This is a genomic window from Planococcus beigongshangi (genome assembly GCF_016820495.1).
In the GTDB taxonomy this organism is placed as follows: domain Bacteria; phylum Bacillota; class Bacilli; order Bacillales_A; family Planococcaceae; genus Planococcus; species Planococcus beigongshangi.
The window spans coordinates 489765-514763 of sequence record NZ_JADHDU010000002.1; the positions used below are offsets into that span (position 1 = coordinate 489765).

Annotated in this window: 21 protein-coding genes; 1 reads left to right on the plus strand and 20 read right to left on the minus strand. The window is 47.9% G+C overall.

Annotated elements, in window-relative coordinates; all coding sequences use genetic code 11:
- Window positions 1-45 precede the first annotated feature (45 nt).
- From coaE to IQ294_RS06630, 19 genes are all read right to left on the minus strand, one after another.
- Window positions 46-642: a dephospho-CoA kinase gene (gene coaE, locus IQ294_RS06540; RefSeq protein ID WP_284699723.1), complete on the minus strand. Its 597-nt coding sequence runs from the start codon at window positions 640-642 to the stop codon at window positions 46-48.
- A 9-nt stretch (window positions 643-651) separates the two neighbouring features.
- Window positions 652-1521 carry a bifunctional DNA-formamidopyrimidine glycosylase/DNA-(apurinic or apyrimidinic site) lyase gene (gene mutM / locus IQ294_RS06545; protein ID WP_203333198.1) on the minus strand — a complete coding sequence of 290 codons (870 nt, stop codon included), beginning with the start codon at window positions 1519-1521 and terminating at the stop codon, window positions 652-654.
- 19 nt (window positions 1522-1540) lie between these two features.
- Window positions 1541-4159 (minus strand): DNA polymerase I, encoded by a 2619-nt coding sequence (polA, locus tag IQ294_RS06550; protein WP_203333199.1) that lies wholly within the window; start codon window positions 4157-4159, stop codon window positions 1541-1543.
- Window positions 4160-4242: 83 nt separating this feature from the next.
- Entirely contained in the window at window positions 4243-5214 is a 972-nt protein-coding gene (gene hflC, locus IQ294_RS06555; RefSeq protein ID WP_203333200.1) for a protease modulator HflC, read from the minus strand.
- Complete coding sequence (gene hflK, locus IQ294_RS06560; RefSeq protein ID WP_203333201.1) at window positions 5201-6178, minus strand: FtsH protease activity modulator HflK; 978 nt, start codon at window positions 6176-6178, stop codon at window positions 5201-5203. The genes hflC and hflK overlap by 14 nt, the downstream gene beginning before the upstream one ends.
- 186 nt (window positions 6179-6364) lie before the next feature.
- Window positions 6365-7762 carry a two-component system histidine kinase PnpS gene (gene pnpS, locus IQ294_RS06565; RefSeq protein WP_203333202.1) on the minus strand — a complete coding sequence of 466 codons (1398 nt, stop codon included), beginning with the start codon at window positions 7760-7762 and terminating at the stop codon, window positions 6365-6367.
- Window positions 7759-8469 carry a response regulator transcription factor gene (locus IQ294_RS06570; RefSeq protein ID WP_203333203.1) on the minus strand — a complete coding sequence of 237 codons (711 nt, stop codon included), beginning with the start codon at window positions 8467-8469 and terminating at the stop codon, window positions 7759-7761. The genes pnpS and IQ294_RS06570 overlap by 4 nt, the downstream gene beginning before the upstream one ends.
- A gap of 44 nt (window positions 8470-8513) precedes the next feature.
- The gene (locus tag IQ294_RS06575) at window positions 8514-8990 is read right to left on the minus strand and encodes a MaoC/PaaZ C-terminal domain-containing protein (RefSeq protein ID WP_203333204.1); all 477 of its coding nucleotides are present in this window, start codon (window positions 8988-8990) and stop codon (window positions 8514-8516) included.
- Between the two features lie 110 nt (window positions 8991-9100).
- Window positions 9101-10039: a malate dehydrogenase gene (gene mdh / locus IQ294_RS06580; RefSeq protein ID WP_203333205.1), complete on the minus strand. Its 939-nt coding sequence runs from the start codon at window positions 10037-10039 to the stop codon at window positions 9101-9103.
- A 150-nt stretch (window positions 10040-10189) separates the two neighbouring features.
- The gene (icd, locus tag IQ294_RS06585) at window positions 10190-11458 is read right to left on the minus strand and encodes an NADP-dependent isocitrate dehydrogenase (RefSeq protein WP_203333206.1); all 1269 of its coding nucleotides are present in this window, start codon (window positions 11456-11458) and stop codon (window positions 10190-10192) included.
- A 103-nt stretch (window positions 11459-11561) separates the two neighbouring features.
- Complete coding sequence (gene citZ, locus IQ294_RS06590) at window positions 11562-12677, minus strand: citrate synthase (protein WP_203333207.1); 1116 nt, start codon at window positions 12675-12677, stop codon at window positions 11562-11564.
- 186 nt (window positions 12678-12863) lie between these two features.
- A complete protein-coding gene (locus IQ294_RS06595) occupies window positions 12864-13247 on the minus strand; it encodes an FxsA family protein (protein ID WP_203333208.1) in 384 nt (127 codons plus the stop codon).
- A 27-nt stretch (window positions 13248-13274) separates the two neighbouring features.
- The gene (pyk, locus tag IQ294_RS06600) at window positions 13275-15035 is read right to left on the minus strand and encodes a pyruvate kinase (protein ID WP_203333209.1); all 1761 of its coding nucleotides are present in this window, start codon (window positions 15033-15035) and stop codon (window positions 13275-13277) included.
- 21 nt (window positions 15036-15056) lie between these two features.
- On the minus strand, window positions 15057-16016 hold the full coding sequence (gene pfkA, locus IQ294_RS06605) for a 6-phosphofructokinase (protein ID WP_203333210.1): 960 nt from the start codon (window positions 16014-16016) through the stop codon (window positions 15057-15059).
- 135 nt (window positions 16017-16151) lie between these two features.
- Window positions 16152-17105: an acetyl-CoA carboxylase carboxyltransferase subunit alpha gene (locus IQ294_RS06610; protein ID WP_203333336.1), complete on the minus strand. Its 954-nt coding sequence runs from the start codon at window positions 17103-17105 to the stop codon at window positions 16152-16154.
- Between the two features lie 4 nt (window positions 17106-17109).
- Window positions 17110-17982, minus strand: coding sequence for an acetyl-CoA carboxylase, carboxyltransferase subunit beta (accD, locus tag IQ294_RS06615; protein WP_203333211.1), 873 nt, complete (start codon window positions 17980-17982; stop codon window positions 17110-17112).
- Complete coding sequence (locus IQ294_RS06620; protein ID WP_203333212.1) at window positions 17966-18619, minus strand: FadR/GntR family transcriptional regulator; 654 nt, start codon at window positions 18617-18619, stop codon at window positions 17966-17968. Before IQ294_RS06620 ends, accD begins: the two co-directional genes overlap by 17 nt.
- 508 nt (window positions 18620-19127) lie before the next feature.
- Window positions 19128-22193 carry a DNA polymerase III subunit alpha gene (dnaE, locus tag IQ294_RS06625; RefSeq protein WP_238942703.1) on the minus strand — a complete coding sequence of 1022 codons (3066 nt, stop codon included), beginning with the start codon at window positions 22191-22193 and terminating at the stop codon, window positions 19128-19130.
- A gap of 21 nt (window positions 22194-22214) precedes the next feature.
- Window positions 22215-23159, minus strand: coding sequence for a DHH family phosphoesterase (locus tag IQ294_RS06630; RefSeq protein ID WP_203333214.1), 945 nt, complete (start codon window positions 23157-23159; stop codon window positions 22215-22217).
- Window positions 23160-23260: 101 nt separating this feature from the next.
- On the opposite strand from IQ294_RS06630, the gene IQ294_RS06635 reads away from it, so the two are divergent.
- Window positions 23261-23560, plus strand: a complete 300-nt coding sequence (locus IQ294_RS06635) for a YtpI family protein (protein WP_203333215.1) — start codon at window positions 23261-23263, stop codon at window positions 23558-23560.
- Window positions 23561-23594: 34 nt separating this feature from the next.
- Here the strand turns inward: IQ294_RS06635 and IQ294_RS06640 are convergent, their stop codons facing one another.
- Window positions 23595-24902 (minus strand): DRTGG domain-containing protein, encoded by a 1308-nt coding sequence (locus tag IQ294_RS06640; RefSeq protein WP_203333337.1) that lies wholly within the window; start codon window positions 24900-24902, stop codon window positions 23595-23597.
- Window positions 24903-24999: the final 97 nt, after the last annotated feature.

Here is a 24999-nt window from a genome sequence, read left to right on the forward strand (position 1 = left end):
AGCGGTATATAAATATGATTTCTTTAATTTCAATATATCGCTATATTATGAACTTACTTTCCATAGCTTCAAAATTTTGTCCAGCTGGCGGGCAGCTTCATCGACTGAACCGTTGTTATAAATGACCGCATCCGCTCCCTCTTCTTTGACGAACATCGGCAGCTGGGAGGCGATCCGGGACCGGGCATCCTTTTCATTCAGCCCGTTTCTTTCCATCAGCCTCGCCAGCTGATTTTCTTCCGTCACACTGACGACCAGGATTTTGTCGACGAAATGCTGCAGCTTGCTTTCGAAAAGCAAAGGGATATCCATGATGACCGTTTTATGGCCGGCTTTGATAAATTCATTCTTCTGGCGCAGCATCTCCGTCCGGATGGCCGGGTGGATGATGTCATTCAATCTTTTACGCTGTGCCGGATCCGTAAAAATAAGTGCAGCTACTTTTTCCCGGTCCATGGAGCCATCCGCTTTGATCACTTCGGAGCCGAATAATTTTTCAATTTCTTTCAAGGTGTCCGTCCCCGGTTCAACGACTTGCCGGGCTACTATATCTGCATCCACAATCGGATAGCCTTTTTGTTCAAGCATTTTCGAAACGGTGCTTTTGCCGCTTGCGATGCTTCCAGTCAGTCCAATGATCATATTCAGCCCTCATTTTTGGCATGACGGGCAATAAACAGACGTGCGTCCCCCGATTTTCAGGGATTTTGTCGCTCTGCCGCAGGCCATGCATTGTTTTTTTCCGTAAATGGCGAACCGGTTCTGCATGCCGCCCGACTCACCGTTTATATTGCGGTAATCGGAAATCGTGCTGCCTCCCGCTTCGATGCTTTCCAGTAGAATCGCAACAATTGCCTGGAATAATTCCACTTTCCGTTTTCTGCTGATCCTGTGGGCCATCCTGTTCGGATGGATTTTCATCCGGAACAGCGCTTCCGTCGCATAAATATTCCCCGCCCCGGAAATCACCTGGCCGTCCATGATCACTTCTTTGATCGGTTTATTGCGGTATTTGGTGCTTTCAGACATGTCCAGGAAATGCTGCAGCGCGAGTTCTTCAAAAGGTTCAGGCGCCATCAGTAAAAGCGGCGGATACTCGCCTTCTTCCCCGAGCACCCGCATTTCACCGAAACGGCGTATATCCGAATATGCCAGCACATTGCCGTCATTCAATGTCAGTACGACGTGGACATGCTTCCGGAATTTCTCTTCAGGAATCGACAGCAGGCTGTCCGTGTAAAACCAGGCACCTGACATCCCGAGATGATTGACGAGCAGAAACGGTTCTTCTTTCCGCAAGCTAAAATAGATATATTTACTTCGCCGCTCCACGCCGACGATTTGGGCACCTGTCACTTTTTCGATAAAACTGTCGGCGCCGATCCGTTTCAATATGGCTTCCTTGCCGGCGGTTTTGGAAACCCGGATCGTATCGGAAACAAATACCTTTTCGACTCTTTTGCCGATGGCGACCGGCCGAATCTGCCGGACCACGCCTTCCACTTCTGGAAGCTCAGGCATATTAACGGCCTCCCATCATTTATTTGGTTTCATACCAGGTATCGCCTGAAGCGATATCCACTTTCAAGGGAACATTCAACGGCATTGCCGACTCCATCACTTTAGGCACCAGCTCCATCAAGCGGGCGAGTTCTTCTTTCGGTGCTTCAAAGATCAATTCATCATGAACCTGAAGCAGCATATTCGCCTGCAATCCTTCACGTTCAAGTGCTTCGTCCATATCGATCATCGCTTTTTTGATGATGTCTGCAGCACTTCCCTGTATCGGGGTATTCATCGCGGTGCGCTCCGCGAAACTCCGCAGGTTGAAATTCGAACTGGTGATATCCGGCAGGTAACGGCGACGATTCATCAACGTCGTAACAAAACCGTCTTTTTTGGCGGACGACACGATGTCAGTCATGTACTGCTGCACACCTGGGAAGCTTTTCAGATAACGGTCGATAAATTCAGCCGCTTCCTTCCGAGGGATATTCAAACTTTGGGACAAGCCATAATCACTGATACCATAGACGATACCGAAGTTGACCGCTTTCGCAGCACGCCGCATATCGCCCGTCACGTTTTCAAGTGAGACATGGAAGACGTCGGCTGCCGTTGCTGTATGGATATCCTGATCGTCCTTGAACGCCTGGACAAGCCGTTCATCATTCGACATATGCGCAAGCACGCGCAATTCGATCTGTGAATAATCCGCTGCCACCATGACCCAGCCCGGTTGGGAAGGAATGAAAGCTTTTCTGATTTTCCGGCCTTCTTCCAGGCGAACCGGTATGTTCTGCAGGTTCGGATTGGTCGAGCTCAGGCGTCCAGTCGTCGTCAGAGCCTGCTGGAAACGGGTATGGATCTTGCCGTCGCCGTGAATTTCCTTCAATAAACCTTCTATATAAGTGGACAATAATTTGCCCAGCTGACGATAAAGAAGAATATGTGCAATGATTTCGTGCTGCCCTTCCAACTTCTCAAGGACATCCGCTGCCGTGGAATAGCCCGTCTTCGTTTTCTTCAAAGCCGGCAAACCCAGTTTCTCGAAAAGGATCACACCCAATTGCTTGGGTGAATTGATATTGAATTCCTGTCCTGCGAGACTGTGGATTTCGCCTTCGATCTTTTCAAGTTTGGCTGATAACTCTTCTCCCATGGCACTCAATTGATCCCGGTCGACTTTGACGCCGAGCGATTCCATTTTACCAAGCACTGTAGCAAGCGGCAGTTCGAGTTTATCGTAGAGGTCGAATTGTTGATTGTCTTCCAGCTTCTTGATGATGGTTCCGCGGACATTCCAGATGGCGAGCGCTTTTCTGGCATTATGCTCGTTCAGCACGTCATCTTCAGGCACCCGCTTTTTCGCGCCTTTTCCGTAAACCTGTTCGTTCGTCGAGACATCGGTATAGCCGTATTCCAGTACGATATTGGACATGTCCGTATAAGTAAGGGACGGATTGACGATATATGCCCCGAGCATCAAATCGAAATCGACGCCATCGAGTTCGATTTCACTCCGGAGGAAAGCGGCAGTGGAAGCCTTTGAATCCGACATGAATTTCTTCTTCGCAGGATCTGCGAGCCATGCCTTGAATGCTTCCGATCCTTTCGCCACTTCCATCGGGATGACAAATGTTTCATCCGCATCTGCCAATGCAACACCGAGCAGATCGCACGTGTGGTAATGTTCATCATACATTTCCAGGTGGACGGCCATTTCATCTTTCAGCATCGGCGAATCCACTTCTGTCACTACCGTAAATTTCAATTCTTCCTTAACGGTTTCTTCTGCTGTATAATCCATTTTCGCCAATAGCGACTTAAAGGCGAGTTCGGTCCAGATCTGCACAAGTTCATCCTGGTCCGGACCCTCATAGCCCAGGTCGTCGATCTTCACTTCAATCGGAGCCTGCCTTTCGATCGTGGCAAGTTTCTTGCTGATATAGGCCAGATCTTCATTGGCCACCAGTTTTTCTTTCATTTTGCCTTTTTGCTGGTCTATGGCTTCGTACACGCCTTCGACAGACCCGTGTGCTGCCAGAAGTTTGAGCGCCGTTTTTTCCCCGACACCCGGAACGCCTGGGATATTATCGGAAGCATCGCCCATCAGCCCTTTCATATCAATGATCTGCAGCGGTGTCAGCCCGTACTTCTCTTTGATATGATCGACCGTGTATTTTTCGATATCGGTGATTCCTTTCCGGGTGATATAGACGGTCGTCGACGGCGAAGCCAATTGCGTCATATCCTTATCTCCTGAAATGACGATGACTTCGTCCCCCTGCTGTTCCGCTTCAAGGCTCAGCGTGCCGATGATGTCATCCGCCTCATAATTCGGCAATTCATATTGTTTGATGCGATAAGCGTCGATCAGCTTGCGCAGATAGGGAAACTGCTCGGATAATTCCGGCGGCGTTTTTTGGCGTCCGCCTTTATATTCGCTGAACGTTTCATGGCGAAACGTCGTTTTTCCCGCATCGAATGCCACCATGATATGCGTCGGCTTCTCTTCCTCCAATATCCGCTGGAGCATCATCGTGAACCCGTATACGGCGTTCGTATGGATACCGTTTTCATTCGTCAATAAAGGCAGTGCAAAAAACGCGCGATACGCCAAGCTATTGCCGTCCAGTAATAGTATTTTCTTAGCCACAAAATTACCCCTTTCAATAAAAGACCGTCATTCCCTTTATTTTACCACGAGGGTAAATAGAAGAGAAATGACGGCAGTTGCTGTTATTCCATTATGCCTGACAAAACGCTGGCATATGGTGAATCAGATGGGAGGATGATGACGGTGTCTTCACCGATCGTTTTCGAATAGGATTGGAGCGACCGATACAATTGATAGAAATCCGGATCTTTCGAGAATGAATCATTATAGATCTTCGCAGCTTCGGCTTCACCTTCCGCCTGGATCAATGAGGCTTCTTTCTGGGCTGTCGCAATCACTTCCTGGGCTTCCCGGTCAGCCTGCGCTTCGATTTCACGCTTTTTGGCATCTCCTTGCGATAAATAATCCTGAGCTGTCGAATCCCGCTCGGAAATCATCCGGACGTAAACCGATTGTTCGTTTTCTTCCGGCAGATCTGTCCGTTTCATCCGAACGTCGCTTACGCGGATTCCGTACTCATCTTTCTCAAGCAGCTCATTGACTTTGGCAGTGACATTCTCACTCAGACTGCCTCTGGATGTATTTTCATCATTGATGATTTCTTCATAATTCAATTGGCCAAGTTCAGTCCGGATGACAGAATATACAAATTCTTCCATTCTTGACTCGGCATTGATGATCGTTCCCGCATTCGTGATCAGATCACGCGGATCCACCACGTGCCATACGGCATAATTATCAATGATGATCCGTTTTTTATCGCGCGTATTGATTTCCGCTTCCGAGACTTCATAAATCATTTGATACTTCGGCAGTGTAGTCACACTCTGGATGAAGGGGATTTTCATGTGCAGCCCCGGTTGATCTTTGATTGCGACGACTTCCCCGAACTGGCGCACAATGCGGTATTCACTTTCTTTTACGATATAGACGTTTGCCAAAAGGATGATGAAGAGGACAAAGACTGAAGTCAATCCGATCACCAGTTTCCAGTACTTCTTGAAATTCACCGGATCTTTCGGCTGCTTTTTCGGTTTAGCAGGTTTGTAATCACCAAATTTACTCGTTTCGTTTTGCGGTTTATTCGTTTCCATCATTGTCGCCTCCCGTCTCAGGTTCTGCAGCCGGCGGAAGTAAAGTCTGGCTGTCACCCAGCGGCAGGTATTTCAGTGTGCCGCCATCGTCATTCATAATATACAATTTCGCATTCGGCAGGACTTTCTCCAATGTTTCCAGAATCAGACGCTGCCTGGTAATCTCAGGGTTTCCTTGGTATTCGGCATATAATTCATCAAACACGGCAACATCCCCGAGAGCCTGTTCCACCCTCGCCACTTTCTGGCCTTCTGCACGGGAATTGATCGCCGCTTTTTCACCCAATGCTTCATTACGTTTCTGATTTTCATATTTCCGTGCTTCGTTGATCTTCGTATTCATCGTTTCCCGCGCATCCGTAACATTAGTGAATGCCGCGCGGACTTCTTCGTTCGGCAGTTCCACGTCCTGCAATTTCACCGCGAGGACAGTAATGCCGATATCGTATTTCTCGATCAATGAGGCGAGCAGATCGCGTGTATCTGCTTCGATTTCCGCTTTACCGGAAGTCAGGGCATCATCGATCAGCGAGCTTCCGATGATGGACCGAATCGAGGCTGAAGTCGCATCGTGCAGGATGCCTTTAGGATCTTCTGCATTGAATAGATATTTTTTCGGATCCGTGATCTTCCACTGGACGACCAGATCCGTCAGGACAATGTATTCATCCCCGGTGATCATTTTCGTTTCCTTATCGAAAGAAACGATTTCCCCTGATTCATCCTGGTTATATCCGAATTGCAGACTGTATGTCTCTTTCGATAATTTTTCAGCTCGCTGGATCGGCCAAGGCAATTTGAAATGAAGCCCTGATTCAGCAACGGTTTCATTCGCCACACCGAATGTCACGATTACGGCCTGTTCCGATTCATCTACGGTATACCAGGATGTGAACACAGCGATGAGCACCAGAATCCCCGCTACCGACAGTCCGATGATGGACAGCACTTTTTTGGTTGACATATTCTTTCCCCCTATCTTATGTATAATATTTATACGGTTGATTACATAAATGGTTTCACTAAAAAAGAAAAAGGACCTCGTGGAGGGTCCTTTTTCTTGGGTGTTGAAAGGGGGTTCCATTAAAAGATACCACCCTTATGTAAAGCCAGTATTAAACTGATGTAAATTTTTGAAATCCATTGAAAATTAATCAGCGAGCGGCAGATAGATGGTGAAGACGCTGCCGGCTCCCGGAGTGCTCTTCACTTCGATTTTGCCGTGATGTGCTTCCACCAGATGCTTCACGATCGAAAGGCCAAGCCCCGTCCCGCCTGAATTTCGGCTGCGTGCCTTGTCGACACGGTAAAAACGCTCGAAAAGGCGATTCAACTCATTGGGTCCGATGCCGATGCCTTCATCCGCCACATCAATGACTGCATAATTCTTTTTCTGATAAAGGGAGATCGTGATCGTTTTTTCTGCAGCTGAATAGGCGATGGCATTGCTCAGCAGGTTCATCAGGATCTGAACAAGACGATTGGCGTCACCTTTTACCGTCAAGGGCTCCAAAAATGTTTGCAGCTGCATGTTCTTTTCCTCGATGCCCGGCTGGACCAATTCGATCGCATATTCTATTACCGCCTTCATGTCCGAAGGCTGCGCATCCACTTCGAATCCGCTTTGTTCAACCCTCGATAATTCCAGAAGCTCTTCGATCAGCCTCTCCAAGCGGTTGGTTTCCGTCAGGATGATTTCAAGAAAAGAAAGTAAGGTGGATTCATCTTTATACGCTCCATCGATCAGCGTCTCGGAAAATCCTTTCAAGGATGTCACAGGGGTCCGCAGTTCATGCGACACGTTTGCGACGAAATCTTTTCTGATCTGCTCGAGGCGTTTCAGCTCCGTAATATCATGAAGGACGATGACGATTCCAAGCCAGGCATCATGCTTCCCGATGACAGGCGCACCGTAAACTTCCAGTGAACGGGAATTGATGCCCACCTGATAATGCAGTTGTTCCCTCGCAGGCGTCTCCGTCATGAAAACCTTCTCGATGAAACTGGCCAAAGTATCCGGAATCGGCAGCAAACCGTAAAACTTGCCGATCAGTTCTTCGCTCCTCAATTCAAATTCATCCTGAAAATATTTATTGGATAAAGAAATCTTGCCTTGCCGGTCTATCATGATCAAGCCGCTGCCCATTGTTTCGATCAGTGTTTTCAAGCGTTCTTCTTCCATCTCACGGACAGCAGTCACTTCCTGAAGGCTGCGCGCCAGGACATTGATCGTTGAACTGAGCGGCACTGAACCTTCTGCAGATTCTTCATACGCCCGGGCCCGGTAATTGCCTTTCACGAGTTCCTGCGCCGTTTCGGTTATGTTATCGATCGGCGCGAGGTGGACTTTGATGATCCGGTAACCGATTGCCGCTGCAATGAAGAATACCACCAAAAAAGCGATCGCCGTCATCACCCAAAATTCAACCAGATCAGCTGAACTCTGATAAAGGGGGAATAATTGCGTCACAATGATATACAGTCCGACCAGGAGAGTTGCCAGCCAAATAAAAAAATTGCTCAGCAGCCGCTGCCGGAATGGTCTCATACCGCTTTGGGCTCCTCGAATTTATATCCCAGCCCACGGATTGTTTTAATGAAAACAGGTTTTCGGCTGTTTTCTTCAATTTTTTCCCGTAAATGGCTGATATGGACATCCACAATCCTCGTGTCCCCTGCAAAATCGTATTTCCACACGGCACTCAATAATTGGTCGCGTGTCAGCACTCGATTTTTATTTTCCATCAAATAGACAAGCAGTTCGAATTCTTTCGGTGTGAATTCCAGTTGTTCATCCCGCATGAAGGCTTCATAACGATCTGGATAGACTTTCAATTCACCCGATTTGATCTCGGATGATGCCGGGTCGTCCTTGTTCACCCGCGTCCCTTCCGACCTTCTGAGAACGGCTTTGATCCGGGCTACTACTTCCCGCGGACTGAACGGTTTCGTCATGTAGTCATCCGCTCCGAGCTCCAGGCCCAGTACTTTGTCGAACTCGTCGTCTTTGGCTGTCAGCATGATGATTGGCGTGCTGACTTTTTGTATGCGCAATTCTTTGCAGATCTCCACCCCGTCCATTGAAGGCAGCATGAGATCAAGTACGATAAGGGACGGCTTTTCGCTGAGTGCGAGCTCGTAGCCTTCCTTGCCGTCATTGGCAATGACCGTTTCATATCCGGCTTGCGTCAGATTATAGGACAATAAAGTTGCGATGGATTGTTCATCTTCTATGATTAGTATTTTCTTCTGCATTTAACAGCCTCCACATTCAGTTTGAAACCCCCATTTCAAACCAATCAGAAATTATCCATTGCTTCCGTGGTAAGCCTGTTCAGCACTTGCGGCGGATTGGCGACCAATTCGCCTTCAAGCACCAGGTCACCCGATTCATCTGCCGCTTCTACACGGACAGTCACTTCATTGGATGACAGATTGATGTCGGTGACTTCGAGAAGAAATTCGATTGTCGCGTAATGATAAACGGGTTTTTTGAATTTCAGATGCTGTTCAGTAATATAGGAACCCGGGCCAGGCAGATATTTTGATACTGCTGATGTAATGATCCCCGTCAGCATCGCTGTCGGCACAACAGGTTTTTCGAATTTGGTCTGTGAAGCGAAATCATGTTGAATATACAAAGGATTGCCGTCATTCGTCAAGCCTAGATACAAAAGAAGATCTTTATCCTCGATATTTTCTGTCAGCTTCAGTTTTTCCCCGACGGCCATATCCTCGATCTTCCGCCCCAATTTACGTTTCTTTCCGAGTAGCATCAATTTCCCCCCTGTGGTCTTAATGATTCAATCATATCAATTAAGCAATGAAAAGCAAAGCCGCTGAATATGTATGCCGGACAGCCACACTGTCCGGCTGTGATCTTTTATCAAGTCAAAACTTTCATGACAGCTTTTACGGATGCGGCTGACTGGTCGAGCAGCGCCTTCTCTTCTTCATTCAATTCAATTTCAATGATTTTTTCGATGCCGCCAGCTCCCAGAATTGTCGGGACACCCAGATAGATACCGTTCATCCCGTATTCGCCTTCAAGATAGGCGATTGCCGGCAGGATGCGCCGCTGATCTTTGATGACCGCTTCGGCCATCTCCACAAGCGAAGCCGCCGGGGCATAATATGCGGACCCGTTCCCGAGAAGATTGACGATTTCGGCTCCCCCTTTACGTGTGCGTTCCACAATTTCCTCCAGCCGCTCCTTGGATATCAGCGTGTTCAGCGGAATTCCGCCAGCATAGGAATAACGGACAAGCGGCACCATGTCGTCCCCATGCCCGCCGAGGACGAATCCGCTGATGTCTTTTACAGAGATATTCAATTCCTGGGCAATGAACGTGCGGAACCGCGCCGAATCCAATACACCCGATTGACCGATAACCCGTTCTTTCGGGAATCCGGATGCTTTATAGACCGTATAAGTCATCGCATCAACCGGATTTGTCAAAACAAGGATCGTCGAATCCGGTGAATATTCCACGATTTCTGCCGTAACGGATTTCATGATCTTCTGATTGGTCTGAACGAGGTCGTCCCTGCTCATCCCAGGTTTCCGCGCGATGCCTGCAGTAATGATGATGAGATCCGAGTCTTTTGTATCGGAATAATCCGCTGTCCCGGTTATGCGCGCATCATAGCCCAGCACAGGTCCAGCTTCCGCCATGTCGAGCGCTTTCCCTTTTGCCGGATCTTCCATTTGCGGAATATCGACCAGTACGACATCCCCCAATTCTTTTTCCGCCAATAAAAAGGCGGCCGTCGCCCCTGTAAAACCGGAACCGATCACTGAAATCTTTTTGCGTTTGAATAGCATGGAATCTCTCCTTTTTGAATAATTGTACTTCTATATAGAAAGAACCTTTACAAGTTTACAATTTCCTTAATGGTCCGATCCCAAACAATGGCGCACCGGATGAATGGCAAAATAAAAAAAGAGAGGGGAAAATCCCCTCTCTGTTTAGAATTACATATTTTTGATTAATTCGTCAGCAAACTCAGAGCATTTCACTTCTGTAGCGCCGTCCATCAGACGGGCAAAGTCGTAAGTTACAACTTTAGAAGCGATTGTTTTCTCCATAGAGTTCGTGATCAATTTCGCCGCTTCGTTCCAGCCAAGGTGCTCAAGCATCAAGACGCCTGAAAGGATGACTGATGAAGGGTTCACTTTATCAAGGCCAGCATATTTCGGAGCTGTACCGTGAGTCGCTTCGAAGATCGCATGTCCAGTATCGTAGTTGATGTTCGCTCCAGGAGCGATACCGATTCCACCTACTTGAGCAGCAAGTGCATCAGAGATATAGTCGCCGTTCAAGTTCATTGTTGCAACAACATCGAACTCGCTTGGACGTGTAAGGATCTGCTGAAGGAAGATGTCAGCGATTGAATCTTTGACAAGGATTTTCCCTGAATCAAGAGCTTCTTTTTGCGCTTTGTCAGCAGCTTCAGTGCCTTGCTCATCTTTGATCGCATCATACTGGTTCCATGTGAAGACTTTATCGCCGAACTCCTGCTCAGCAACTTCGTAGCCCCAGTTTTTGAAAGCTCCTTCAGTGAACTTCATGATGTTCCCTTTGTGGACAAGTGTCAAAGATTTGCGGCCTTCAGTGATTGCATAGTTGATCGAAGCGCGAACCAGACGTTTAGTTCCTTCTTCAGAAATAGGTTTGATCCCGATACCTGATGATTCAGGGAAACGGATGTTTTTAACGCCCATTTCTTCAGTAAGGAATGAAATCAATTTTTTGACTTCGTCAGAACCGTTTGAGTACTCGATACCAGCGTAGATATCTTCAGTGTTTTCACGGAAGATGACCATGTCTGTATCTTCAGGGCGTTTAACAGGTGAAGGTACACCTTCGAAATAACGTACAGGACGCAGACAAGTGTAAAGATCCAATTCCTGGCGAAGTGCCACGTTAAGTGAACGGATACCGCCGCCGATCGGTGTAGTAAGAGGTCCTTTGATCGCGATCAAGTACTCACGGATCACTTCAAGCGTTTCTTCCGGAAGCCATTCGCCAGTTTCGTCAAATGCTTTTTGACCAGCAAGAACTTCTTTCCATACGATTGATTTTTCGCCGTTATAAGCTTTTGTTACCGCTTGTTCAAGAACGCGTGAAGCCGCATTCCAGATATCCGGTCCAGTTCCATCACCGATGATGAAAGGGATTACTGCATTGTTAGGAACGTTCAATACGCCGTTTTCTACTGAAATTTTTTCGCCGTTAGCCATGTTAAATTTCCTCCTGTAGTCAAAGTCATAGGGCTGCACGTGAAGTGAGCCCTATCGACTTTATGTTTTTTTGCTTCTATATAATAGGTCCCGCTTTTCTTAATTAACGCTCATTCACTGGAACATAAGTCTGCATTCCAGGTCCGATGTATTCAGCACGCGGACGGATCAGGCGGTTGTTTGAATACTGCTCAAGGATGTGAGCCAACCAGCCGGAAGTACGGGAAACTGCAAAAATCGGAGTGAACAGGTCATGTTCGATGTTGAGCGAATGGTAAACGGAAGCAGAATAGAAATCCACGTTCGGTGGAAGGTTTTTCTGTCCAGTTACGATTTCATCGATCTTGATCGACATTTCATACCATTTTTCTTCGCCGCGGATCTTCGTCAATTTCTGTGACATTTCGCGCAAGTGCTTCGCACGAGGATCTCCTTGACGGTATACACGGTGGCCGAAGCCCATGATTTTTTCTTTGTTTGCAAGTTTTTCAGTGATGACGCTCTCTACATTATCCACTGAACCGATTTCTGTCAGCATCTTCATAACCTGTTCATTGGCTCCACCGTGCAATGGACCTTTAAGGGCACCGATCGCAGCAGTAATACCTGAATAAACATCAGAAAGAGTTGCAACAGCAACACGTGCAGTGAATGTTGATGCGTTCAATTCGTGGTCAGCGTGAAGGACCAATGCTTTGTTGAATGCTTCTTCTTCGATATCTGCAGGCATTTCACCAGACAGCATATAAAGGAAGTTAGCAGCAAAGCTCAAATCTTTTTTCGGTTCAACCGGTTCTTGACCGTTGCGAACGCGAGCAAATGCCGTTACCAAAGTCGAAATTTTAGCCTGCAGGCGGATCGCTTTGCGATAGTTTGCTTCAGGGTTCATCTCTTCAGCTTCTTCATCGAACAGGCCAAGCATGGAAACTGCTGTGCGTAGAGCAGCCATCGGATGGACGTTTTTGATGTCATATGTTTTGAAGTGCTCCAAAACAGCTTGAGGAACTGACATGTTTTCTGCCAATTGCTGTTTCAATTCAGCAAGTTCGTCAGCTTTCGGCAAACGTTGATGCCACAATAGGTAAATCACTTCTTCAAAGCTGGCGTTGTCCGCCAGATCATCGATATTGTAGCCAACGTATGTAAGCGTGTCATCAATAATAGAACTGATGGCGGATTGTGTAGCTACTACACCTTCTAAACCTTTTGACGATGTCATTAAATTCGCTCCTTCTTTCAGTATAATTCATCATCCCACAAAAAAAGGCAGAATGATGTCTCATCTGCATTTATGAAACTCTGATAAGTTTCTTACCCTGTCCATTATAATCAATAATGACGGGTTTGTGAATGAAAACGCTTGTTTTTTGTAACTTAACTGTAAAAATCAATAAAAATACTCGGGTTAACTAACAATTACCCGAGTATTTTTCATTTTTTTGTGTATAAATCGATGGACAAGTGGCTTGTAAATCTTTTGCGTCGGTGTAAACAACATGCTGAAACCGACTGCATCGGAGATAAAACCTGGCGTCAGCAGCAAAACGCCGCCCACCAGGACAAATGCGGCATTCAGCAGATTTTCACCCGGCGGCTCAAAATTCGCCATTGCTTTCTGGATATCGCCGATCGCCCTCATTCCCTGTTTTTTGGCAAGGAAAGCGCCGAGCACACCGGTAGCTATGATCATCCCCACTGTTAGGAGGACGCCGATATTATTGGCAGCCCAGATCAGCAAAGCAAGTTCCAGAGCCGGCACCGCGATCAAGATTAAAATCAGCCATTTCATATGGATACGTCACCCCCTGCTTGGATCTTAGAGAACACTTGCATGGCCATGATAAACGACGCCTGTTTCTGCATCGATTGTTACGTCTTCATTATTCTTGATAAGGCTTGTGGCGTTTTCGACACCGACGATCACCGGAATTCCGAGGCTCAATCCGACAACAGCCGCATGGCTTGTCAGTCCGCCTTCTTCCGTGATCAGTCCGGCGCATTTTTCGATAGCCGGCATCATTTCGCGGTCCGATCCGATCGTTACGATGATTTTGCCTTCGGTATCGACAGCGTTCGCTTCCGCAGCAGTCTTAACGACAAGCGATTCTCCGTAAGCGACCATCTTGCCGATCCCTTGCCCTTTGGCAGCGATATCACCGATGACATGGACTTTCATCAGGTTCGTCGTGCCTGCCTTGCCGACAGGAACCCCGGCAGTAATGACAACCAAATCACCGTGGTCGACATACTCATGTTTCAAGCTTTCTTCCACTGCTGTTGCAAATACTTCATCCGTTGAATGAACCGGCGCGCCGACAATCGGCTGAACTCCCCATACAAGCGTCAATTTTTTCGCTGCATATTCAGATGAAGTCACTGCAATGACCGGGGACTCCGGACGGTATTTAGAAATCATCTTAGCAGTTGTGCCGCTTTCAGTCGGGGCGATGATCGCTTTCACTTTCAGGTTAATAGCCGTATAAACGACTGCCTGTCCGATCGCTTCAGTCATATTGGCCTCTTTATCTTTTCTTCTATGGGAAACAATCTGTTTATAATTCAGGGCAGATTCCGTCGTTAAGGCTATACGGTGCATCGTTTCGACTGACTCGACAGGATAGATCCCTGCAGCCGTTTCACCTGACAGCATGATCGCATCTGTACCGTCAAAAATCGCATTTGCCACGTCACTTGCTTCAGCACGTGTCGGACGCGGATTACGCTGCATCGAATCCAGCATTTGTGTCGCCGTAATGACCGGTTTTCCTGCGCTGTTGCATTTCTCGATAAGGGATTTTTGAACAAGCGGAACTTCTTCTGCCGGAATTTCCACACCCAGATCTCCCCGCGCGACCATCAGGCCGTCCGATACTGTGATGATTTCATCAATGTTATCGACGCCTTCCTGATTTTCGATTTTAGGGATGATCTGGATATGTGAGCCGCCATTCTTTTCGAGAAGTTCACGGATTTCCATAACATCCGACGATCTTCTGACGAAAGAAGCCGCAACAAAGTCAACACCTTGGCTGATTCCGAACAGGATATCAGCAGCATCCTTTTCAGTGATGCCCGGCAATTGAACAGATACACCAGGGACGTTGACGCCTTTTTTGCTTTTCAGCGTGCCGGCGTTTTCAACAACTGTATGGATCAGGCCATTTTCTTTATCAAGAGATTCCACACGCAATTCAATCAAGCCGTCATCCAGAAGAATGATTGAACCTTCCTGGACATCTTCAATCAGCTGTTCGTAAGTAATTGAGAATTTTTCGGCTGTACCCAGCACTTCTGTCATTGAAATGGCAATCTTTTGGTTTGTAACCAATTCAATTGCATCATTTTCCATTTGGTGTGTTCTGATTTCAGGGCCTTTTGTATCCAAAAGGATTCCTACTATTTTGCCGGTTTTTTCAGAAGCTTCCCGGATACGCTTGATGCGTAAGGCATGTTCCTCATGGTTGCCGTGCGAAAAATTCAGGCGTGCCACATTCATGCCCGCTTCAATAAGGGATTCAAGTAATTCCGGTGATTCACTCGCCGGTCCTATGGTACAAACGATCTTGGTTTTTCTCAATTGACTCACTCCATTTAACTTTTAAATTGATAATTCTTTTGATAAAGAGTACAAACTCATATCGGTGATATGTTCGTCCGTAAATGCTTTTGTCATATCATAGTCTACCACTTGATGATTTCTCATGCCAATAGCCCGCCCGCCTGGTCCATCCAGAAGGACTTCCACGGCACGTGCGCCGAACAAACTTCCGAGCACCCGGTCGCGGCCAGTCGGCGTCCCGCCTCGTTGGATGTGGCCGAGCACTGATACTCTCGTTTCCAGATCGATTTTGCCTTCGATTTTTCCAGCAAGTTCATTGGCGCTCATGACACCTTCGGCTACGATGATGATACTATGCTTCTTACCGCGCTTTTTCCCTTTTTGCAAACGGTCGATCATATCTTCCATATCAAAATCCACTTCCGGGATCAGGATGGTTTCTGCACCGCCGGCGAGTCCTGCCCATAAGGCGAGGTCGCCTGCATCACGGCCCATCACTTCGATGATGAACGTCCGCTCATGGCTTGTTGCAGTATCACGGATTTTATCGATCGCTTCTATAATTGTGTTCAATGCCGTATCAAAGCCGATCGTATAATCCGTACCCGGAATATCATTGTCGATCGTCCCCGGCACACCCACACAAGGGAATCCTTTTTTCGTCAGCGCCATCGCTCCCTGATAGGAGCCATCTCCGCCAATTACAACCAGACCTTCGATGCCATGCTCTTTTAATTGTTTAATGGCTTTTTCCTGGCCTTCCTCCGTTTTGAACTCAGCGCATCTGGCTGAATACAATTTAGTGCCGCCCCGCTGAATAATGTCACCCACATCACCGGCTTCAAGCTTTTCGATATTCCCTGCCAATAAACCTTGGTATCCGTAATAGATGCCGTAAACTTCTACTCCCTGAAAGATCGCTTTCCGCACGACCGCCCGAACTGCCGCGTTCATGCCAGGCGAGTCACCGCCACTTGTCAAGACTCCAATTCGCTTCATAAATCCTGCCTCCTGCCTTACTGATACTTTAATCACTTTACCACGATAACGGCTTTGCTGTCAGTTCGCTTCCCCTGATTCGGGGACTCTTCACTGCAATTTATTCAGCAAACAGAAAAAACCGCCGAAGCGGTTCTATTCTGTAAATACGCCAATGCCCTTGAATTTATCATATCGCTGATCGATCAATGATTCCCCACTCATCGGATTCAATTCATCCAGCGACTGTGAGATTGCAGAAGACAGGAATTCAGCCTGCTTTACTGGATCGTGATGAGCTCCGCCGCGGATTTCCGGAATGATGCGCTCGATGATGCCCATTTCCAATAGATCCGGCGCAGTGATTTTCATCGCTTCAGCAGCCGTTTGGGCCAGTGCAGCATCTTTCCAAAGGATGGAAGCTGCCCCTTCCGGAGAGATCACCGAAAATGTCGAGTTCTCCAGCATCAGGATATGGTTGCCGACTCCAAGAGCCAAGGCTCCGCCGCTTCCGCCTTCACCGATGACGATTGAAATAACGGGAACTTCCAGGCCGGCCATCTCCACCAGATTACGGGCAATCGCTTCGCTTTGTCCGCGCTCTTCTGCCGCTTTCCCCGGATAGGCACCTTTCGTATCGATCAGGCAGATGATCGGACGATTGAATTTTTCCGCCTGTTTCATAAGACGCAATGATTTTCGGTAGCCTTCAGGATGCGGCATGCCGAAATTGCGCCGCACATTTTCTTTCGTATCCTTGCCGCGCTGATGTCCGATCACGGTCACAGGCTGTCCGTTGAACATGGCGATGCCGCCGACAATGGCTTCATCATCGCCGTAGAGCCGGTCGCCATGCAATTCGATGAAATCCTCGAATAGAAGAGGAATATAATCCAGCGTCGTCGGACGGTTTGGATGGCGCGCCACCTGCACACGATCCCAGGGTTTCATGTCTTCATAAATATCAGTTTCCAGTTTTTCAAGCCGTGATTCCAGGCTGGAAATCTCAGCACTCAAATCCACTTCTGCGTTCTCCGTGTATTCTCTTAACTCTCCGATTTTCTTGCGGAGCTGAATCAGCGGTTCTTCGAACGGCATCGTCTTCTGCACTTTTTTAGCCACGTGCGACAGCTCCTTTCGTATGCAGCTTGATCAATGTTGATAAGGTGTCGCGCATCTTATGGCGATGCACTACCGCATCCAGCTGTCCATGTGCCAATAGAAATTCTGCAGTCTGGAAATCTTCCGGCAATTTTTCGCGCACAGTCTGCTCGATGACACGGCGTCCTGCAAAACCGATCAGCGCTTTCGGCTCCGCGATATTGATATCCCCGACCGACGCAAAACTTGCCGAAACTCCTCCGGTCGTAGGATGAGTCAGGATCGAGATGAATAATAGCCCTTCATTGCTGTGGCGCTTCAATGCCACACTTGTCTTAGCCATTTGCATCAAGGATAAGACACCTTCCTGCATACGCGCCCCTCCACTCGCAGTGAAGATGATGAACGGCAGTTTTTCGGCTGTCGCTTTTTCTACAGCACGGGTGATCTTCTCACCGACTACAGAACCCATCGATCCCATCCTGAAATGCGAATCCATGATGGCGGCTACAACAGCCTGCCCATTGATTGTTCCTTTGCCTGTCAATACAGCTTCATTCAGACCTGTCTTTTCACTGTCAGCTTCGACTTTTTCGGTATATCCCGGGAAGCCGAGCGGATTTGAACTTTTCAAATGATCATCGATCGATTCGAATGAACCTTCATCCATTAAACTGTCGACGCGCTCATGTGCAGTCATTTTGCAGTGATGGTCACATTTCGGACAGACTTTCTGGAGCTTGGCCATTTCTTTGGTCAAGACGATGGTTTTGCATTCCGGGCATTTGCACATCAGGCCTTCAGGTACATCTTTCGCTTCCTTTGAAGGGATCGTCGGGTCATTCCGTTCTCTGTTGCGTTTGAATATATCACGAATTATGGTCATTTTCCTCATTCTCCTTTTGCAGCCAATCAATCCAGCCAGTTAAAGCGGCAGCGGCTTTGTCAGCGTCCTGCTGCCTGATTGCAGCCAGTATATTTTTGATCATCATCGTTTCATCTGAAGAAATTCTTCCTTTATAGGGGTGCCCGCTGTATTGTTCCAGCAGAATCCAGATTTTAAGGGATAAACGGTTGCCGGATAACACCATCAGCTCCCGGATGAAGTCTGAACGGAGAAATCCTTCTTCGTCAGTGAGACACTTGGAAAAACTGTCCCACACGGACAGTTGGCTGGTGGCATCATTTTGGCAAATCGAGCGGATCGCGGAAAGCTCATGAATCTTGCGTGTCTCCTGGACATCCTCCTGTGACTGATTATCCTGGAGGATGAATGTCGACAGCACTTCCACCAATTGATGGTTACGATGATCTGACAGAAATGTGCCTTCTCCGCGCCGGGTTTCTATCAATCCAAGCAATTCTAGACTGCGAAGGGCTTCCCTGATTGTCGACCGGCCGACTTTCAAACGTTCAGCCAGTTCCCGTTCGGAAGGAATCCTGTCACCAGGCCTGATATTCTCCTGGTTGATCATTTTTCGTATGTCCAGGACTATGTCCAAATATCGTTTTGGTTGATTCATAACTGACCTCTGTTCCCATTTTTTTGAAAGTGGTCTGACCACTTATGTTCTAACAATACAAAAAAATTCTGCCCACGTAAAGCAAAAACTGCTTTTCCGGTTGGAAAAGCAGTTTTGTATTGCTGAGATTATATCAATTTCGCTAATCATTGCGCTTTAGGCGGACGCTTTCCGCGGGGAGCGGCCTAAGCTTCCTCAGTCGCTGCGCTCCCTGAGGGGTCTCAGGACACGCTCTTTTTCCCGCAGGAGTCGCCGCCTTCCTCTTCATTCTAGTGCGCTACAAAAAGGAAAATAGAATCTCACTCTAAAAGAACTTAAACACATGTTCCTTTATAGAAAGCAAACTGAGATATGGAGCAAAACAGCGAGACTAATCTCTTTGAAAAAGCACAGCTTCAAGAACCGTGCTCCACCAGTGCTGCGCACTTCGTCGCAAAGATCCGGCCTCGCAGGCGTCGGCCGGATCTTCGAAGCTGTTTTGTGCAATATCGGTTTTCTATATCGCCTATCACAAGTTAATAGTTTTACAAATAACCGAGGTGCGGTTATTCCGGTTTTCGATGGTTCCCTGCACTTCGATGATCGCGTGTTCGTTCAGCAGCGCATTATATTTGGCATATTCTTCCGGAAAAAGCGTAAGTGATGCAGGGCCTGTATCGTCCTGCAGGGTGACGAAAGCCATGGCATCCCCTTTTTTCGTCCGGATCCTTTTGATCTCTTCGACCATGCCAAGCAAGGACACCCGTTCCTTATCCCGTTTAAACTTCAACGATTTTACAGCGTCAAATTTCTTCTGGCGCTGTTCTTTCTCCCGTTCAACCGGATGGGTGGAAAGATAGAAACCGAGTACTTCCATTTCAAAATCCAATTTCAGATTTTCAGGGATCGGAGATGCTTTTGTATATTTCGGCTTCATGAAGCTTGCGCCCATATCATCGAACAATCCGGGTTCGTCGTCCGGTTTCACAAGTTCCGCATGCTTGACTGCGCTGTCGAGTGAAGCGAGCAGCACTCCGCGGTCATACCCGAAACCATCCAGGGCACCCGCTTTGATCAAGGGTTCAAATGCTTTTCTTGTAAAATGGATCGCCGAAATCCGTTCCGCAATATTGAACAGGCTGGTGAACGGCCCATGTTGGGTGCGGGTCTCCAATAAAGCCTTGATCGCAGTACCAGGTACGCCTTTTACCGCATTGAGGCCAATCCGCAATTTACCTTCTTCTATTGAAAATGAATGGCCGCTTTGCTGCACAGATGGAGGCAAAATGGCGATATTCTTTTCTTTTATTTCCTGCAGCAGCTGTTTTGTCTTTTCAGTGTTGCCGGCGGAATTGCTGAGCATCGCAGCATAAAAATAAACAGGGTAATTAGCTTTCATGTAGGCGAGCTGGTAGGAAATCATGCTATAGGCCACCGCATGGCTTTTCGGAAAACCATAATCGGCAAAACGGACGATCAGATCATAGACCTCTGTCGCTTCACGCTCCGTAAAATTCTTCCTTCTCGCCCCTTGAACGAAATGCGTTCGTTCCTGATCCAATATCACCCGGTTCTTTTTGCTGACTGCGCGCCTTAGGATATCAGCCTGCCCCAGCGTAAAACCGGCCATTTGAGCGGCGATCTGCATAATCTGTTCCTGATAGACGATTACGCCATATGTTTCCTTAAGAATCGGTTCAAGAATCGGATGCACATAATGGACGGCTTCTTTTTTATGTTTTCTTTTGGCATATAACGGGATGAATTCCATCGGACCGGGTCTGAACAATGCGTTGACCGCGACGATGTCACCGAATCCCGTAGGCTGTATCTGTCTCAGAGCCCCTCTCATGCCGTCCGATTCCAATTGAAAGACGCCGGAACTGTCACCGGCAGCCAGTAATTTATACGTTTTGGCATCGTCCAGCGGCAGTTTCCGGTAATCGATCGTTTTACCGGTCCCTTTTGCGAGCAAACGGCGAATCTGTTCCAATATCGTCAAATTGCGCAGACCCAGGAAATCCATTTTTAGCAAACCGATCGCTTCAAGATCCCCCATCGGCCATTGCGTCAGGTAAATCCCTTCATTGCCTTCTTCAATCGGAACATAGTCAACCAAAGAAGTCGGACTTAAAATGACACCGGCTGCATGTGTTGAAGCATGCCGCGGCAATCCTTCCAATTGGATTGCCGTTTTGAACCAGTGCTTGCGTTCTTCCTTTTCGATGATCCAGTCATTGAAAGCGGCATTCCCTTTTAGGGCTGAACGGAGTGTCGTACCGGGCCGGGAAGGAATAAACTTGGAAATCGCCTCCAGGTCTTCATTTTCAAAACCGAAAACGCGCGCAGTGTCCCTTGCCACAGCTTTGGCTGACAGCGTACCGAACGTAATGATCTGGGCGGTTCTTGCCTGACCGTATTTTCTGGCGACATAATCGACGACTTCCTGTCTTCGGTGATCCGCAAAATCGATATCGATATCAGGCAATGTTATCCGCTCGGGATTCAGGAACCGCTCGAATAAGAGGCCGTGTGCCAGCGGATCCACATCGGTGATATGGAGTGAAAAGGCAACAAGTGAGCTGGCGGAAGATCCGCGTCCAGGACCGGTCATGATCCCTTCATTCCGTGCATACTTCATGAAATCCGAGACGATCAGAAAATAATCGATATAGCCCATCGTTCCGATGACACCCAGTTCATAGTCCAGACGCTCCATATATGCCCTTGTAATCTTGCTGTGGCCTAGCCTGCCTTCCAGTCCATCCATGCATAACTTTCTTATGTATTCCGCTTTATCGATTTCTGCCGCTAAAGGAAATACCGGAAGCAGCTGGCGATGGGTCTGGATGCTCACTTGGCAGCTCATCAGCATGTCACTGGCCCTCATCAGCCATTCAGGATGATCCTGAAACCAAATCTTCATTTCTTCTGCTGTCGGTGCATAAGCATCGTCATGATCAGGGCGCTTTCTTTGATCGTCCGATAACTTCAATCCCTGCCCGATTGCGGAAGCCACTTCATAGGCAAAGGCATTGTCCTTTTTCAGGTAGCGGACGTCCTGTGTTGCGATGACCGGGATGTCGAGGCGTTCACAGGCTTCCAGGAAAATCTGCTCACTGCCGGATGTTCTTCCTCCCGGGCGCTGCACGCTGCCGTAAGTATGCCCGCCAAAAGCAGTGAAAATATAATCGAAGGCTGCCCGGCGGTCCGTCAGCGTCCACTCCAGCGAGTCCGGAATCACACAGATCAAACCGTCTTTATAAGCGTTCAGCCATTGCTCGGGTATCGCTTCCCTTTTGCGTGTCGCAAGCGCACTGGAAATTTTCAACAGGTTGCCGTAGCCTTTATTGTTTTTGGCATACAGCACGACTGGATAATGCTGGCCTTCAAATTCGATGAAAGCCGAAAAGCCGATCACCCCATGGATGCCGGCCGAATGACATGCTTCCCAGAAAGGGAGGATGCCATATAATTTAGAGTTGACGATGGCGACAGCAACTGTCCCCTGTTCTTTCAGAAAAGGGAATAGTTCATCAAGGCGCACCGTACTCTTCAGCAGGTCTGCTGACGTGCTAATGTGTGGATAAACCATTGACAAAATAATCCCTCCTTATCATTCTGCAGCTGCACAGATTTCCTTCAGTCTGCCAATCACCTGTTCCGCTTCTGCCCAGGAATAAGCTGTGGCACCCGAAGCCATCGGATGGCCGCCGCCGTTGAATTCTTTTGCCAATCCGTTGATGACAGGCCCTTTCGAACGCAGACGGACGCGGATCTCATCCTCTTCTTCTATGAAGATGACCCATGCCTTCATGCCTTTGACGTTTCCAAGTGAACTGACCAGCAAGGATGTTTCAGTGGCAGTCACGTCAAATTCCTTCAGAATATCCAGCGTAATTTTTACAAAGGCTGCGCCATTTTCATCCATTTTGAAGTTCTGGTAAATAAAACCTTGAAGGTGCAATAGTTTCCGTTCCATTTCGTACATGCCGTTATGGAGCGCATTGCGGTCAAAATCGCTTTTGATCAATTCACCGGCAATTTTGAACGTCTTTTGGGTAGTGCTCGGAAACAGGAAGCGACCGGTATCTCCGATAATGCCGGCATACAGCTGTCGCGCAGCAGATGCTGGAAGTTCCCAGCCATGCTGTGCCTGGCCGGCTGCGAATAATTCATAAATCATCTCCGATGAAGAACTCGCGTCTGTATCCACGAGTATAATGTCTCCGTAGGCATCGTCATTCGGGTGATGGTCGATCTTGATGATTTTGGCACCGCCGCTATAGCGCTGATCATCGACGCGTTCGGTATTGGCTGTATCCGTTACGATCACCAATGCCCCGTCGAAGTCTTCATCTTTGACTTCGTCCGGCACACCTAGAAAATCCATCGTCAAGTCATGCTCGCCTGCTGCAAGAATGCGCTTTTCCGGAAAATTATGCTGCAGTATGTATTTCAATCCCAGCTGTGAGCCGTATGCATCGGGGTCAGGCCTTACATGGCGATGGATAATGATCGTTTCGAATTGGTTAATTGTGTCGATGATTTGACTGTTCATTAGGGTGTTCCTCCGTTTTCAAGGAAATCCGTTCGCATTCAGGCTCATTTCTAAGTACAATATACTTAATGAAGAAGAGTTTTTGAATACAGGAGGTCCTTATGCTAATTTTTATCTTTTTAATCGTCATATCCGCCGTGTTTTATTTCTATTATAAAACAAAGCAATTCCGCGCAACACTGCCTATACGAAAAAAATGGTATGCAGCTACTGCATCCTTATTCCTCGGCAGTTTCATCCTGTTCTTCGGGATCAACCAGCTGATGGTATTCACCGGTATAGTGACGTACATCATTTCAGGCATCTTCATCATCCTGGGTCTGGCGCTGGTCATCCATAATTATAAAGCGGCCAGACATTACCATAAATTCGTAGCTGAAGAGACGCGCTTGAACCAATAAGATTTCCCCCTCCATATTCGGAGGGGGATTTTTATTACCGGTCCAGCAGCTGGAACGTCAGCAAAGCCTTGCCGACAATCTCGTTTTCAAACAAAACTTCGATGTCCACTTTTGCCGATTTCCGGCTGATATCCAGGATCACCGGTTTGATGAAGATCACCGAATCGAGTTGAACTGGTTTCAAGAAATAGACAGACATGTTCTCGAGGACGCTGTCTTTCCGGTTCTTTGTTTTCAAAGCACTGATGGCCGCTTCCGCCAGGACTGTCGTATAAGCTCCGTAAGAAATCGAACCGTAGGCATTCGTCATTTGGGGAGTCACTTTGAATTCAAGCGACAGCTTTTCATTCGGCTTCATCTGCAATTGGCTTTTGATGATGTCGTCGATCGTTTCGCCTTGCTGCGGCTGGCGCTGGGCCGTCTGGATGGCTTTCAGCACGTCCTGCCTGCTGATGACACCGCAAAGTTTCCCGTGATCATCGATTGCCGGAAGCAGGTCGATTCCTTCCCAGATCATCCGGTGTCCCGCTGAAGCCACACTCGTGTGCAAAGTAACCGTAATCGGATCTTTGGTCATGGCTTTTTCAACGCTGTCGTCATCGGAAAAGCCGATGATATCGCGTGAAGTGAGGATCCCGGTGATTTTCCCTCCATCGTCAACCACCGGGAAGCCGCCGTGCGCCGTCTCTTCATTCAGTTGTCGATAACGGCTGATGGGATCCTGGTAATGGAGAAAATGGGTGTTCTCCAAAGGGATCAAGATATCTTCTATCAATAAAATCTCTTTTTTGATCAATTGGTCATAGATTGCCCGGTTGATCATCGTCGCTACCGTAAATGTGTCGTAGCTGGTAGAAATGACCGGCAATTCATATTCATCGGCAAGTTTTTTCACAGCGTCGGAGGCATCAAAGCCACCGGTCACCAATACCGCTGCCCCAGCTTTCAGCGCATATTCATGGGCTTTGAAGCGGTTTCCGACAATCAGCAGGTTCCCTGCTTCTGTATAGCGCATCATGTCTTCCAGCTGCATAGCGCCTATGACGAATTTGGTCAGCGATTTATGCAGGCCGGATCTTCCGCCGAGCACCTGGCCGTCAACGATGTTCACGATTTCTGCATAGGTCAGGCGCTCGATGTTCTCTTTCTTTTTCCGTTCGATCCGGATGGTGCCTACCCGTTCAATCGTCGAAACAAGCCGTTGATTTTCAGCTTCCTTTATCGCGCGGTATGCTGTCCCTTCGCTGACCCGGAGCTCTTTTGCAATCCGCCGCACGGAAATCTTCTCACCGACTTCCAGGGTTTCTATATAATCAAGTATCTGTTCATGTTTCGTCGCCATTTTGTCACCCATTCTTTCTGCTTTCCTGATGCTTTTAGTGTACCATATTTCCTAATGCAGAAACCCCCTGAAGAGGGTCGCCTCTTCAGGGGGTTCA